This is a genomic window from Aquimarina sp. AU58 (assembly GCF_900312745.1).
GTDB classification, from domain to species: domain Bacteria; phylum Bacteroidota; class Bacteroidia; order Flavobacteriales; family Flavobacteriaceae; genus Aquimarina; species Aquimarina spinulae.
This window is the reverse complement of sequence record NZ_OMPD01000014.1, coordinates 1,520,219-1,534,163: the sequence shown is the minus strand read 5'-3', so window position 1 is coordinate 1,534,163 and position 13,945 is coordinate 1,520,219. Positions and strand designations below refer to the sequence as shown.

Sequence of the window (13,945 nt, the reverse complement as noted above, 5' to 3'; positions counted from 1 at the left end):
CTTTTACTAGTTTTCATCATGTTAGTTTTAAAAGTTGAGTGAATAAAAGTATAATTTTAATCAACTGTTTAATAGCATTTTATACTCGTTGTAGTCTTGTTTCCGGAAACCAGACCAAAATAAATAACGAAAAGTGAAGTAATCAGGCTTACAGCTAAATTAGCTTGCGTATTCTTCCATTTTTTTGATAAAATAAGAAGGGTATAATCCTGTTTTTTTATGAAAATATTTTGAAAAAGCTTCTGTTGTATTAAAGCCAATTTCATTGGCGATAGCTTTAATTGTGTAATTTCTAAATTTTTTATTTGTTTTAAGCTCCTCTATTATATATTCTAATCTTAAATCATTAATATAATTAGTGAAGTTCTTTTCTTTATACGTATTAATTATTCTTGAAATATATTTACTATTCGTTTTAAATTGTATTGCCAAGCTTGTTGTAGTAATATTAGGTTCAAGAAACTCCAAATTCTCTTCAAATTTTTGAATTTTACTCAAAATATCTTCTTTAATATCATCTGATATTTTAAGGGTTCTTTTTTCAGGTTTTATAGAAATAATACCATTGTTCTTTTTTGTACTATCACCTTTTTCTTCTATTAACGCTTTAAATCGTTTTGAATATCGTTTTCTTCTCTGATATTGATAATAAAAAAGAGTACTTATAACGATAACGGTAACAATTAAAAACCTGATATATTTTTTGAAGTATGAGTTTTCACCATGTATAGATGCTATTAACTTTTCCTGCTCTGCTAAAAGTTCTGCAGTATCATATTTTTTTATCAGTTTTTCATTTATCAGTATATTATTTTGGTGTAAAATACTATCAAATTTGAGTAATCTTTCTACGTACAGCAATTGATTTTTATAATCCTCATTTGTCTTATAATAGTTAATAAGAAATGAATAACTGTCTCTTACTTCTGGAGTTATATATCTTGTATTTTGAAATATAGAATCAATTTTTTTATAGAAATAATTTGCCTCATTTTTATTCATTATAGACTCATTTATTCTTCCCAAATAGAAATATGCATTTACAGTATGCCTCTTATCTTCTAACTTAGATAAATATGGTAACGATTCCTTTATATTTAACTCAGCTTTGGCGTATTCTTTTTTATAATAAAAATTAACCCCTTGATTAAAAAGAAATCGATAGTAAAAATCATTATTGTACTGTTTTGACAGAGAAAAGCCTCTTTTCAAATAGTAGTCTGAAGAATCTATCATACTATTTTTAGTATATGTTTCTGCTAAATCTACAATGATTTCCATATAATCAAGAGTATCCCTAACCTTCATTTTTTCTTCATAATCAAGACATTCTTTAAAAATATCTAAGGCCTCTTGATGCTTACCTAATTTACTTTTTATAATAGCAATATTATGCTGAGTCAAATATTGAAAATCTGTATTCTTATTTATTTTTGTGAATTTTAAAGCCATCAGATAATTATCTAATGCTCGTTCATAATCCCACTTATTTAAGTAAAAACCTCCTTTACTAGAATACGGAAAAGCAGGATAAAAAAGATGATTCTTATTTTCGCTTAGTTTGATCGATTCATCTAAATATTGTATTTTAATCACATCATCCTCAACAAAATAATACAATAGACCATAAGCTCTTGCCATTTTAATACTATCCCCATCCTCTCTTGCTTTTTCAAGGTATGTTTTTAAGTAAACCTGGGATTTTATTGTATCTCTACTATAATCTCTATACTTCTTATAGATTTCATCATAAGATCTATGTTTTAAAGAATCCGGAATTTCAAAACGTTCTTCTATTTGTTGTGAAAATGAAGAGTAGGTACTAAATAAAACAAATACTAGCCGTATTATTTGTACTATTTTATTCATGTTATTCTATGTCGTGTAATATATCGTTCTTATGTATTTCTATAAAACAGATTGATTTTAAAAACAGATAAATCAATCAGAAGTGTATAGAACAAAAATGAATATTTTTAATTCAAAAAAAAGTTCATTTTTTAATATTCTATAGGATACACAATCACTATTTTGTTGGTTAATACATAGTAAATATACTATTTTCTTGTTTAGTTCCTATTTCTTTGTTGTTTTACCATACTTCCTATTTAAAAAATTGAAATACAAATACTTACAATCAATAACACAAAGTCTGATTTCCCGAATCACTACTCGCCATTCCCGAATACAGAGTTTAGTTTCTTGTTTTTAAGAGTATTAGCCTATTATCTTTGATTCAAGAAATTTACTCACAATTAATCTATAGTAAAAACTGGGCATTATGAAATTAAAACTTAATACAACACTTTGTCTTACTATACTATGTGTTTCGATTAGTTTAAGTCAGAATAATATGGATAATCCAGAACTAAAAAAGCTTTACAAAGAGGATCAAGCAGATAGAAAGACAGAAAAAGTAGATTGGAAACTAATTTCAGAAAGAGATAGTCTACGTAGAAAACGAGTATATGAACTGCTTAAAAGTGATAAAGTAAAAACTGCAAATGATTATTCTAATGCTGCCATGATTTTTCAGCATGGTAAAGATTCTATTGCTTTTGGAATGGCAGTGAAACTAATGAAAAAAGCGGTGTCACTAGATGCTACCATAAGCAAATGGTTACTTGCTGCTGCTATTGATCGTGAACTTATGAGTCGTGATCAACCACAGATCTATGGAACTCAATTTGTTAGAAAAGGAAAAGAAGACCCTTGGGAATTGTATACCATAGATACTACAAAAATATCTGATGAAGAAAGAATTGCTCATAAAGTAGAAACTCTTGCTCGACTTAAGGAACGAGTAAAACTATTAAACAAAAAACCAATCTCTGAAGTATTAGAAACAGGAATATCTATTGAAGAATTCATATCATTCTGTAGAAGAGAAAAAACACAAAAGGAAGAATCAAAATATAATCTTACCGAAATAGCAATAAATAATTACGGGTACGAGCTTATGAAAAAGGATAAAAACAAAGAAGCTCTTGCTTTATTCAAACTAAATGTAGAGTTATATCCTAATGCATTTAACACATATGATAGTTTAGGAGAATGTTTATTAAAACTTGATGAGACAGAAGAAGGATTATCGGCATACAGGAAATCGTTAGCATTAAATCCTGATAATAAAAATGCAGAAAAAATCATAAAAAAGTATCAAAATCCTGGTACTCAGTACTAGAAAGAAGTTTCAAATTCATAACAGTAATATTATCATTTATTTCTTGTCAAAAACAGGAAACACTACCCTCTTTTGCTTAAAAACAAAAATATAGAAAATATTTGTCGCGCAACAGATAGGCGGAATCCGAAAAGCCTTAATAGAGTAGGTACATCAATTTAAATATTTACACAATGAAAAAGTTTCAAAAAATTTCGGAAACAAAATTCAATCAAATTCCTGAAGATCAATTATCTAGTATTACTGGTGGAAGACTAGCAATTACACTTTGCGATATCCGTGACACTGAGTACACTGATGGGTCTCAAAGAATGGATGCTGAAGTAGATCAAGAGTAATTCTGGCTATACGGTTAAGTCATATACAGCTGGCACAAACACATTATTGTGTTGGCTGTATATCTTCAAAAGACCTAATTTTTATTTTAAACATGATACGTTAAAAACACAAACCATCACCTAATACCAAAGAATAATGATATTAATAGTGAGTCAACATGCAGGAGAGCACTCTACCGAAGAAGTAATTGATTGGTTAGATCATAAAAAAGCAGATTACTTCAGGTTGAATGGAAATGATCTGATAGAGCATTGCAATTTCAAAATCGATGTTGCAAACAATGAAGCCACACTTAGCTTTCCCGAAAGAGAAATCGAACTCTCTAAGGTTAAAGCTTTTTGGTATAGAAGATGGTTATCAGGAGCATATCATTACTCGAAATACGAGGAACTCATGGATACTCCATTTAATAAAATGAGGTTTTCACAAAAGCTGAATAGTGAGTTGCTTAAAATCAAAGAATATTTAAGATCTTCTCAAAAAGAGAAACCTTGGCTTTCTAATATGGAAAAAGTAAAGGTTAATAAACTTGATGTACTTCAAAAAGCAAAAAAATACGGCATATCTATTCCTGAAACCATAATAACCAATAGTAAGGAAGAAGTCATTAAATTTAAAAACGAACATGGTTCAATAATCGTAAAAGCTATTAGTGAAGCCATGATGTTATCTAAAAATGGAACATCGTATTCTGCTTATACAGCAATCTTAACCAGTGAAATTATTGAATCCTTACCTGATAAATTTTATGCATCATTACTTCAAAATACGGTTGATAAAGAATATGAACTCAGAATTTTTTATTTGGAAGGTGATTTCTACGGAATGGCTATTTTTTCTCAAAACGACAACCAGACTTCTGTAGATTTTAGACAGTATAACCATCAAAAGCCTAATAGACGTGTTCCTTATAAATTACCTAAATCGATAGAAGATAAATTAACTCTATTAATGAAAGATCTTGATCTCAATACAGGATCTATCGATTTAATAAAATCAAAATCAGGAGATTATGTTTTCCTAGAGATTAATCCTGTAGGGCAATTTGGAATGACCTCGGGTCCTTGCAATTACTATCTTGAAGAAAAAGTAGCAGATTTTCTGATTGAAAAAAGCGCATAATCTTTCTCGACTTATTTCGGAACATCTGATCTAACTAATAAAAAAATGAACACATGAAACATCAAAGTAAAACATCTGACAAAAAAATATTGATAGACGATTTTAATGAAGAGCAAAAAGAATTATTACCGCTTTCACTTTGGGTCATGAACGAAGCTGAGAAAAAATTACCGCACAATTCAGAGAGTTCAGATTTTTATCGATCAAATTCGTCCTATACTATATACTTTCATAAATCTATATCCAGAACTTTAATTTACTAAAACATGAGAAATTCGGGCAAATTCTTTAAACTGTATGCTTCTTGTTTACCAGTATTAGGGGCTAATAGAAGTACTATCTGCGATGTAGAGAGAAATAAATTACATTTTATCCCTAACATTTTATGTGAAATCTTAGTAGAGCATGCTACAAAATCAATTGAAGAAATTAAGCAATTTTATAATAATGAAGCAGATGATATTATAGATGAATATTTTGATTTTTTAATCGAACATGAACTCATTTTCTTTACAGAAGAACCAGATTTATTTCCTCCTCTAGATCTTACTTGGAAATCACCATCTATTATTACCAATGCTTTGATTGATGTAGATTCTAAATCTGAGCACGATTTTGCAAAAATATTTAAAGAACTCGATGAGTTTAACTGTAAAGCATTAGAGATTAGGTTTTTTGAAGAAATTCCTATTTCTAAAGTAAATCAAATTTTAACAATCTGTAAATACGGAAGACTTAGTAGTATTGATTTATTATTAAAATATTCGGATGAGACTCAAGAACAAAAATTAGAACAATTATCCAACACATATAAAAAAGTAACCAGCATAACAATTCATACTGCACCAGAAAAAAACCAATATTCTTTTCAAACAGGGTCAATGGCTACCAATATATTGTTCACTACACAAAATATAAATTCGTCAAATCATTGTGGGGTTGTTAGCACCCATTATTTTTCTACAAATCAGGAATTCTTTTTAGAGTCACAAAAACATAATTCTTGTTTAAATCGAAAAATATCTATTGACATTCGAGGAGATATTAAGAACTGTCCATCAATGTCAAAAAGTTATGGGAATATCAATAATACCTCTCTAAGTGAAGCATTACAAAAAGATGGTTTCAAAAAATATTGGACTATCACCAAAGATCAAATAGACATCTGCAAAGATTGTGAGTTCAGGCATGTTTGTACAGATTGCAGAGCCTATACCAATGATCCTAATAGTTTATTTTCAAAACCTTTGAAATGTGGATATGACCCATACACAAATGAATGGAAAAAGTGGAGCATGAATCCATTGAAGCATAAATCTATAGAAAAGCATAGTCTAGTTAACCTTTAAATCTAAACAAATTGGTAAAGTTTCCACATTATAAACAGGGTGATTTTAAAGATTGCGGACCTACTTGTATTAGAATCGTAGCAAAATATTATGAAAAAAATATTGCTATACAAGTACTTAGAAAGTTAAGTGAAACCACAAGAACAGGGAGTAACCTTCTCTCTATTAGTCATGCAGCAGAAAAAGTTGGGTTTCGAAGTCTTGGAGTCAAAATTTCGTTATTAGAAATTGTAGAAGCTCCATTGCCTTGTATTTTACATTGGAACAGAAACCATTATGTTATTCTATATAAAATTAAAAACAACAAATACTATATTTCTGATCCTGCACATGGGTTATTAGTATATAACAAAGATGAATTTTTAAAGCATTGGATTGGTCCTAATGTTACCGAAAATACTCAAGAAGGCTTAGCATTATTACTAGAGCCTACACCTAAACTATTTGATCAAAATTTTGATGAGGAACAGAAAAACATTGGATTTTCATTTATTTCTAAATATATATTACGGTACAAAAAGTTTTTGGCGCAACTTATTTTTGGGTTAATTGCAGGGAGTCTACTTCAACTTATTTTTCCTTTCCTTACTCAAAGTATAGTAGATGTAGGGATTAAAAATCAAGACCTCAATTTTGTATATCTTATCCTTATCGCTCAGGTATTTTTATTTATTGGTAGAATAAGTATCGAGTTAATAAGAAGCTGGATACTACTACACCTTAGTACCCGCATTAATATATCATTGATATCTGATTTCTTTATCAAGTTAATGAGTTTGCCTATTTCCTTTTTTGACACCAAAATGACAGGAGACATTCTACAACGTATCAACGATCATAGTCGTATTGAGCGAATACTTACTACTTCCTCACTAAATGTACTATTCTCTATGGTTAATTTATTGATTTTTGGTATTGTACTAGCATATTACAGTCTAAAGATAGTTGCTATTTTTCTTCTGGGAAGTATTCTATATTTTCTTTGGATCTTGATTTTTCTAAAAAAGAGAGCTGACTTGGATTACAAAAGGTTTTCACAAGTAAGCCAGGAACAAAGTAAGGTAATTGAGTTAATAAACGGAATGCAGGAAATAAAACTGCATAATGCAGAGAAGCAAAAAAGATGGGGTTGGGAATTTTTACAAGCCAGGCTATTTAAAATTTCTATAGATGGTCTAGCATTAGAACAGTATCAAAATGTTGGATCAGGCTTTATAAATGAACTAAAAAACATTCTCATTACCGTTTTCTCTGCACAACTGGTTATCATGGGTGATATTACACTTGGGATGATGCTTGCTATAACATATATTGTTGGTCAACTTAATTCTCCTATTTCACAACTCATTGGTTTTATAAGAGAATTACAGGATGCGAGAATATCTCTGGATAGGCTAAGTGAAATTCATAGCAAAGATGATGAAGAACCCAGAGATGAACAAAAAATAAATTATACTTCTGAACATACCGATTTCTTAATTAAAGATGCTACTTTCAGATATATAGGAACCGAGAAACCTGTTTTAGAAAACTTAGATCTCAATATTCCTGCAAATAAAGTTACAGCAATAGTAGGTGTAAGTGGTAGTGGCAAAACTACTCTTGTAAAACTACTACTAAAATTCTATGAATTAGAAGAAGGTGAAATTTATGCCGAAAATTATAACCTAAAAAATATATCTCAACAGTTCTGGAGAGCCAATTGCGGAGTCGTAATGCAAGAAGGTTTTATTTTTAATGATACAATAGCCAATAATATAGCAATAGGAGAAGATTTTATAGACAAAAAAAAACTAGAACATGCAGTAGACATTGCTAATATTCAAGGTTTTATAGAATCTCTTCCTTTATCTTACAATACCAAAATCGGTTCGGAAGGCGTAGGCTTAAGTACTGGGCAAAAACAACGTTTATTAATCGCAAGAGCCGTTTATAAAAACCCAAAAATCCTATTTTTTGATGAAGCTACCAGTGCATTAGATGCCAATAACGAAAAAGTAATCATGGAGAATCTTAATCGTTTTTTCGAAAATAAAACGGTAGTTGTAGTAGCTCACAGGTTAAGTACCGTGAAAAATGCACACCAGATTGTAGTATTAGATAAAGGTAAAATTGTAGAAAAAGGAAATCATCAAGAATTAATAGAACAACAAGGAAACTATTATAATCTTGTTAAAAATCAATTAGAATTAGGACAATAACATGGCAAGAAAAATAGACGAAATAGAACTAAGAAGCGAAGAAGTTCAGGAAATACTATCTAGTGTACCAAATTGGATGATTCGATGGGGTAGCTTAGTATTATTACTATTAGTAATTATGCTATTAATTATGTCTTACATAATCAAGTATCCAGATATTGTTAGCTCTGAAAGTCTAATAACCACAGAAATTCCTCCGGAAAAAATATTTGCAAAAACAAATGAAAAAATAGAAGCTATATTAGTACATGATAATGATATTGTACAAGAAAAAACTCCCTTGGCAATACTAAAGAGCAATGCCAATTATAAAGATATCTTTCTGTTAAAATCAATTATGGATACTATCAACCTGGGTAGTGATTTTTTTCATTTTCCTTTTGATAAACTTCCTATACTATCCTTAGGTGATATCCATACAGATTTTATATTATTTGAAAATAATTATTCTAAATACATTCTAAACAAAAAACTTCAACCATTTAACAATGAACAAATTGCAAACAAGTTTTCTATGACAGCATTACAACAAAGGTTAAGTAATACTATTACACAACAAAGACATAGTGAAAAAGAAATAATGCTTAAGAAAAAAGAGATGTATCGGCATCAAAAGTTATTCGATAAAGGAGTGATATCATTACAAGAATTTGAACGTAAAAAGTTAGAGTTTCTACAAACAGAGCGTAATTACGAAACTATGAATATTTCGATAACACAAATAGAACAAGCTATTAGTACTCTTAGAAAGGATACAAAGGGTACAGAAATCAATAAAACAAAAGAAGAAATAATGCTTTTACAAGACGTAATTCATTCATTTAACCAATTAAAAAAATCAATCAATAGCTGGGAATTACTCTATGTGTTAAAATCAAATATCAAAGGTAGAGTAACCTTTTTAAACTATTGGAGTACTTCTCAGACTGTATCTTCTGGTGACTTGATTTTCTCAATAATTCCTAGTGAAAGCACAAAATTAATAGGAAAACTAAAAGCTCCTTCTCAAAACTCTGGTAAAATAAAAAATGGTCAAAAAGTAAATATAAAATTAGAGAACTACCCGCATAACGAATTCGGAATTATAGAAGGTACTATTAAAAAAATCTCATTACTTCCAGATCCCGAAGGTTTTTATCTAATCGATGTTTCTCTACCTAATAAATTAATTACTAGTTACAGGAAAGAAATTGATTTTAAACAAGAAATGAAAGGCTCTGGGGAAATCATTACCGAGGATTTAAGATTAATAGAGCGTTTTTTCTATCAATTCAAAAAACTAGTAACACCTGATCGCTATACTTATACAGCATCTGAAGATGATAAGGAAGATAAAGTGTAATATGAAATTAAATGTTTTTCATAATAATCAAATTCAAATATTCTATTTCCCCGAAATAAGAATAAAAACTCCTATCCCGATAAAAACAATAATCTGAAGCCATTTTAGAACAACTCCGATTTTTGAGCTCTTTTTTAAATACTCTGCAATAGATCCTGCCAGAATCGCTATCAAACCAAAAATAATAAACGAAACTACAATAAAAAGAAATCCAAGTATATAAAATTGTACTACATTACTTATTGTTTTGCTAAATAAGAATCCAGGGAAAAATGCTAAAAAGAATATAGATACTTTAGGATTTAAAACATTCATTATAAACCCTTGTTTAAATAATTGCCCGAGGCTTTTCTTAGGCATACTATTTTCTGATAGACTTACTGCTGCTTCATTTCTAAACACTTTGTAAGCCAGAAAAAACAAATACAACGCTCCGAATAATTTAATAGTAAAAAAGAGCATTTCACTTTGTTTAATAATTGCAGATACACCAAAAGCAACCAACGTAGTGTGTATTAAACACCCAGACATTAGACCAGCCACCACAGCCAATCCATACTTTTTGCCATTTACCACACTTTGCATTAATACAAATATATTATCAGGTCCTGGTGAGATAGACAATGCCAATGTTGCTATAACAAAGGTATAGAGAATTTCGTAGTTCATATTCTAATAGCTTAGCTACTAAGTATTGCTTTATTAATATCCCTGATCAATTTGGGACCTTCATAAATAAAGCCGGTATATAATTGTACCAGACTTGCTCCAGCCTCTAATTTCTCTATAGCATCGGTAGCACTATGTATTCCTCCTACTCCAATAATCGGAAACGCTTTGTTACTTTTTTCTGACAAATATCTAATTACTTCTGTACTTTTGTTTTTTATGGGTTGACCACTCAATCCCCCATTACCTATTGCTTCTAATCTGTTTTTAGAAGTTTTTAGTCCTTCTCTGGACACAGAAGTATTGCTAGCAATAACTCCATCTAAATTAGTATCTGCTACTAATTCTATGATTTCATCAAGCTGATTTGTATTTAAATCGGGTGCAATTTTCAATACAATAGGTTTTTGTTTTTCGAACGTTTTATTTTCCCCTTGTACAGCTACTATTAATTCGTTTAAGTATTCTTTATCATTTAACTTTGCATGGCTCCCTACATTTGGGCAACTCACATTAAGAACAAAATAGTCTACATATGGATGTAATATTCGAAAACACTCTAGATAATCTTTGGTGTAATGCTCTGGTAACGTATCTGTATTCTTTCCTATATTTCCTCCTATAATAAGTTTACCCTTGTTTTTCCGAAGTTGATTTACGACTGCCTCAAGGCCTTTATTATTAAATCCCATTCTATTGATAATCCCTCGGTCTTCTTTAAGTCTAAACAACCTCTTTTTAGGATTACCTTCCTGACCTTTGGGAGTCACCGTTCCTATTTCGATAAACCCAAATCCAAAATTAGCCAATTCGTTATACAAAACTGCATTCTTGTCAAATCCAGCAGCTAGTCCTACAGGGTTATTAAATTTCAACCCAAAAATTTCTCGTTCTAATCTTGGATCATCTACCTTATATAAATTTCTAAAAACTAATGGCACAAGAGGTATTTTTGAAAAAAATCGAATCATTCTAAATGTAAAATGATGCACATTTTCTGGATCAAACAAGAATAGTAAAGGACGTAGTAAGAATTTATACATTAAATATAATTTTGCTTGTGCAAAAATAAGTTATCCAAGGTTCTAATAAAAGTGTATTTTTGAATTCTTCAAATATTAAAATAGTAGCAGCAATGATTTCAAAACAACACATCATAAATAGGTTCATAAGTTACGTGACTATTGACACCGAAAGTGATCCCGAAAGTAATACAACTCCCAGTACCGAAAAACAGTGGGATCTTGCTAATAAGTTAGTCGAAGATTTAAAAGATATTGGCTTAGAAGACATTAGTATAGATGAGCATGCCTATATCATGGCTACATTACCTTCTAATATTGATCAGAAAGTACCCACTATTGGTTTTATATCGCACTTTGACACTAGTCCCGATTTTACAGGTGCAAATGTAAATCCGCAGATTATAGAAAATTATGATGGTAAAGATATTACGTTAAATGCATCAGAAAATATCATACTCTCTCCTGATTATTTCGAAGATTTAAAGCAGTATAAAGGTCAAACCCTTATTACTACCGATGGCACAACACTATTGGGAGCTGATGACAAGGCTGGGATTACAGAAATAATAACCGCGATGGAATATCTTGTACAACATCCTGAGATTAAACATGGTAAAATTCGGATAGGGTTTACACCCGATGAAGAGATTGGTCGCGGTGCTCATAAATTTGATGTTTCAAAATTTGGTGCAGATTGGGCATATACTATGGATGGTAGCCAAATTGGGGAACTTGAATATGAGAATTTTAATGCGGCCGGTGCTGTGGTAACTATAAAAGGGAAAATCGTACACCCTGGTTATGCAAAAGGAAAAATGATTAATAGTATGTACATCGCACAGGATTTCATCAATTCGCTGCCAAGGATGGAAACACCTGAACATACAAGTGGTCGAGAAGGTTTTTTTCATTTACATACTATGAAAGGTAATGTTGAAGAGACTCAGTTACAGTATATAATTAGAGATCATGATAAAGAGCATTTTGAAGCTAGAAAAAAAGTAATGAAAAATCTGGCAAATGAAATTAATGCTCAACATGCCAAAGAGGTTGTGCATATAGAAATTAAAGATCAGTATTTTAATATGCGAGAAAAAGTAGAACCTGTAATGCATATTGTAGATGTTGCAGAAGAGGCTATGAAATCTCTTGATATTACACCGATTATAAAACCTATACGAGGAGGGACTGATGGATCGCAATTAAGTTTTATGGGACTGCCTTGCCCGAACATTTTTGCAGGCGGGCATAATTTTCATGGGCGATACGAATATGTTCCTGCAGAGAGTATGATCAAGGCCGTAGAAGTAATCGTTAAAATTGCTGAATTAACGGCAAACAAAAAACTCCAGATAGAATAAGTTTATAACAATTTAACTACATTTTCTAACAACCTATTTCGTTTTCTAGCATCTATCTTATGAAATTTAGAACTAATAAAGGGTTCTTCTATTTTTTATAGTTGTCTGACCGGTCATATATAAAACTATAGGTCAATTCTTAAAATATTCATTTATCATTTATACTTGTACCCCCTGTTTTCAGGGTATAAAAGCATAGAGGGTATTCTTATTTTTGGATTGAAATATACTAAATCAAGATTCTAAAACACCTATAAATTTCAGGAAATCATTTTAACATTAAAACTATAAAATTTCAAAGAGATCACTTATAAACGAATCTATAATCAAGATGATATATCATAGAACATTCTTCTTTCTGAAAATATGAAGTGGTTAAACGATTTATTTAAAGAGATCATTTTTACAAAATCAAACCTTTTATATAATAAAACAATCACGTAATGAAGAAACTTTTCACAATAATTTTACTATTCATTTTTTGTAAATCTCAAGCACAAGAAGACAATATTGTAAACAATCAAAACAAACATGAATTTAGATTAGATGCATTCGAAGCACTGGTAATACCTAATTTAGAAATCAATTATGAATATGTTATTGGCAAATATTCTGGTACGGGGTTAGCTGTAAGTATAAGTTTAGATGATGATTTTAGGGAGTATCAGGCTTTTGCTATTGAACCCTATTACAGGCAATATTTCTTAAATAAGAAAGATTTTGGTGCTAGAGGTTTATTCGTAGAAGGAGTATTACGTTTTGCCGGTGGAGAAAATGATATTTTTAATGCATCTAGCAACAGTATTCAGCATGAAAACTGGGTAGATATGGGTATTGGGTTAGTAATTGGTCAAAAATGGGTGAGTAAAAATGGATTTGTTTTTGAAATCAGCTTAGGAGGAGGACGTTATTTACTAAATCAGAGTGACGTTGTTGGTTTTGCCAGAGGTGGAATATTAATAGGGTATCGTTTCTTCTAAAAAAATAGTAAACCTTTCGAAAACAAAAAAGCGCGGTAAAATTAATTTAATTTTATCGCGCTTTTAACAAGTAGGCTAGTTATTACTTCTTATCAGCTGGTTGATTTAATTTTTGACTCATCTCCAACGAAATTGCAGATTTATCATACGTTAATTTACCAGATCCTGTTTCAATAATAATAGCATTATTTTTCTCACTGAAGTCAAAAACTTTACCATGAAGTCCACTTTTTGTTACGACACGATCTCCTTTTTTTAAGTCTTCAGCAAACTTTTTCTCCTTTTTTGCTTTTTGCATCTGTGGTCGTATCATAAAAAAATACATTACGACAAATATGAGTATAAAAGGAAGAAATGATTGTATTTGCTCCAT

13 protein-coding genes are annotated in these 13,945 nt (G+C 30.3%); 9 read left to right on the top strand and 4 right to left on the bottom strand.

What is annotated here, in order from left to right; translation table 11 throughout:
* Positions 1–159: 159 nt before the first annotated feature.
* Positions 160–1,869, bottom strand: a complete 1,710-nt coding sequence (locus DK441_RS17990; RefSeq protein ID WP_109851914.1) for a helix-turn-helix domain-containing protein — start codon at positions 1,867–1,869, stop codon at positions 160–162.
* A 412-nt stretch (positions 1,870–2,281) separates the two neighbouring features.
* On the opposite strand from DK441_RS17990, the gene DK441_RS17985 reads away from it, so the two are divergent.
* The 7 genes from DK441_RS17985 (at position 2,282) to DK441_RS17965 (ending at position 9,537) form a co-directional block, all read left to right on the top strand.
* Entirely contained in the window at positions 2,282–3,184 is a 903-nt protein-coding gene (locus tag DK441_RS17985; RefSeq protein ID WP_109851913.1) for a tetratricopeptide repeat protein, read from the top strand.
* A gap of 173 nt (positions 3,185–3,357) precedes the next feature.
* A complete protein-coding gene (locus DK441_RS26705) occupies positions 3,358–3,522 on the top strand; it encodes a hypothetical protein (RefSeq protein WP_160112159.1) in 165 nt (54 codons plus the stop codon).
* 136 nt (positions 3,523–3,658) lie between these two features.
* On the top strand, positions 3,659–4,645 hold the full coding sequence (gwsG, locus tag DK441_RS17980; protein WP_109851912.1) for a grasp-with-spasm system ATP-grasp peptide maturase: 987 nt from the start codon (positions 3,659–3,661) through the stop codon (positions 4,643–4,645).
* A 53-nt stretch (positions 4,646–4,698) separates the two neighbouring features.
* A complete protein-coding gene (locus tag DK441_RS26700; protein WP_160112158.1) occupies positions 4,699–4,908 on the top strand; it encodes a hypothetical protein in 210 nt (69 codons plus the stop codon).
* Between the two features lie 3 nt (positions 4,909–4,911).
* On the top strand, positions 4,912–5,994 hold the full coding sequence (gwsS, locus tag DK441_RS17975; protein ID WP_109851911.1) for a grasp-with-spasm system SPASM domain peptide maturase: 1,083 nt from the start codon (positions 4,912–4,914) through the stop codon (positions 5,992–5,994).
* A gap of 11 nt (positions 5,995–6,005) precedes the next feature.
* Complete coding sequence (locus DK441_RS17970; protein ID WP_109851910.1) at positions 6,006–8,195, top strand: peptidase domain-containing ABC transporter; 2,190 nt, start codon at positions 6,006–6,008, stop codon at positions 8,193–8,195.
* Position 8,196: 1 nt separating this feature from the next.
* Positions 8,197–9,537 carry an HlyD family efflux transporter periplasmic adaptor subunit gene (locus tag DK441_RS17965; protein ID WP_109851909.1) on the top strand — a complete coding sequence of 447 codons (1,341 nt, stop codon included), beginning with the start codon at positions 8,197–8,199 and terminating at the stop codon, positions 9,535–9,537.
* A 42-nt stretch (positions 9,538–9,579) separates the two neighbouring features.
* Here the strand turns inward: DK441_RS17965 and DK441_RS17960 are convergent, their stop codons facing one another.
* Both DK441_RS17960 and DK441_RS17955 read right to left on the bottom strand, forming a co-directional pair.
* Entirely contained in the window at positions 9,580–10,206 is a 627-nt protein-coding gene (locus DK441_RS17960) for a LysE family translocator (RefSeq protein ID WP_109851908.1), read from the bottom strand.
* Between the two features lie 11 nt (positions 10,207–10,217).
* Positions 10,218–11,249, bottom strand: a complete 1,032-nt coding sequence (locus DK441_RS17955; protein WP_109851907.1) for a quinone-dependent dihydroorotate dehydrogenase — start codon at positions 11,247–11,249, stop codon at positions 10,218–10,220.
* Between the two features lie 92 nt (positions 11,250–11,341).
* On the opposite strand from DK441_RS17955, the gene pepT reads away from it, so the two are divergent.
* Complete coding sequence (gene pepT, locus DK441_RS17950) at positions 11,342–12,592, top strand: peptidase T (protein WP_109851906.1); 1,251 nt, start codon at positions 11,342–11,344, stop codon at positions 12,590–12,592.
* A gap of 443 nt (positions 12,593–13,035) precedes the next feature.
* Positions 13,036–13,572: a hypothetical protein gene (locus DK441_RS17945; protein WP_109851905.1), complete on the top strand. Its 537-nt coding sequence runs from the start codon at positions 13,036–13,038 to the stop codon at positions 13,570–13,572.
* 82 nt (positions 13,573–13,654) lie between these two features.
* Here DK441_RS17945 and yajC read toward each other — a convergent pair whose 3' ends face one another.
* Positions 13,655–13,945, bottom strand: a complete 291-nt coding sequence (gene yajC, locus DK441_RS17940; RefSeq protein WP_025666017.1) for a preprotein translocase subunit YajC — start codon at positions 13,943–13,945, stop codon at positions 13,655–13,657.

Bases quoted from the DNA above. Each gene is read 5' to 3' on its own strand.
- DK441_RS17990 (WP_109851914.1), bottom strand. From the start codon at position 1,869: ATGAATAAAATAGTACAAATAATACGGCTAGTATTTGTTTTATTTAGT.
- DK441_RS17985 (WP_109851913.1), top strand. From the start codon at position 2,282: ATGAAATTAAAACTTAATACAACACTTTGTCTTACTATACTATGTGTT.
- DK441_RS26705 (WP_160112159.1), top strand. From the start codon at position 3,358: ATGAAAAAGTTTCAAAAAATTTCGGAAACAAAATTCAATCAAATTCCT.
- gwsG (WP_109851912.1), top strand. From the start codon at position 3,659: ATGATATTAATAGTGAGTCAACATGCAGGAGAGCACTCTACCGAAGAA.
- DK441_RS26700 (WP_160112158.1), top strand. From the start codon at position 4,699: ATGAAACATCAAAGTAAAACATCTGACAAAAAAATATTGATAGACGAT.
- gwsS (WP_109851911.1), top strand. From the start codon at position 4,912: ATGAGAAATTCGGGCAAATTCTTTAAACTGTATGCTTCTTGTTTACCA.
- DK441_RS17965 (WP_109851909.1), top strand. From the start codon at position 8,197: ATGGCAAGAAAAATAGACGAAATAGAACTAAGAAGCGAAGAAGTTCAG.
- DK441_RS17960 (WP_109851908.1), bottom strand. From the start codon at position 10,206: ATGAACTACGAAATTCTCTATACCTTTGTTATAGCAACATTGGCATTG.
- DK441_RS17955 (WP_109851907.1), bottom strand. From the start codon at position 11,249: ATGTATAAATTCTTACTACGTCCTTTACTATTCTTGTTTGATCCAGAA.
- pepT (WP_109851906.1), top strand. From the start codon at position 11,342: ATGATTTCAAAACAACACATCATAAATAGGTTCATAAGTTACGTGACT.
- DK441_RS17945 (WP_109851905.1), top strand. From the start codon at position 13,036: ATGAAGAAACTTTTCACAATAATTTTACTATTCATTTTTTGTAAATCT.
- yajC (WP_025666017.1), bottom strand. From the start codon at position 13,945: ATGGAGCAAATACAATCATTTCTTCCTTTTATACTCATATTTGTCGTA.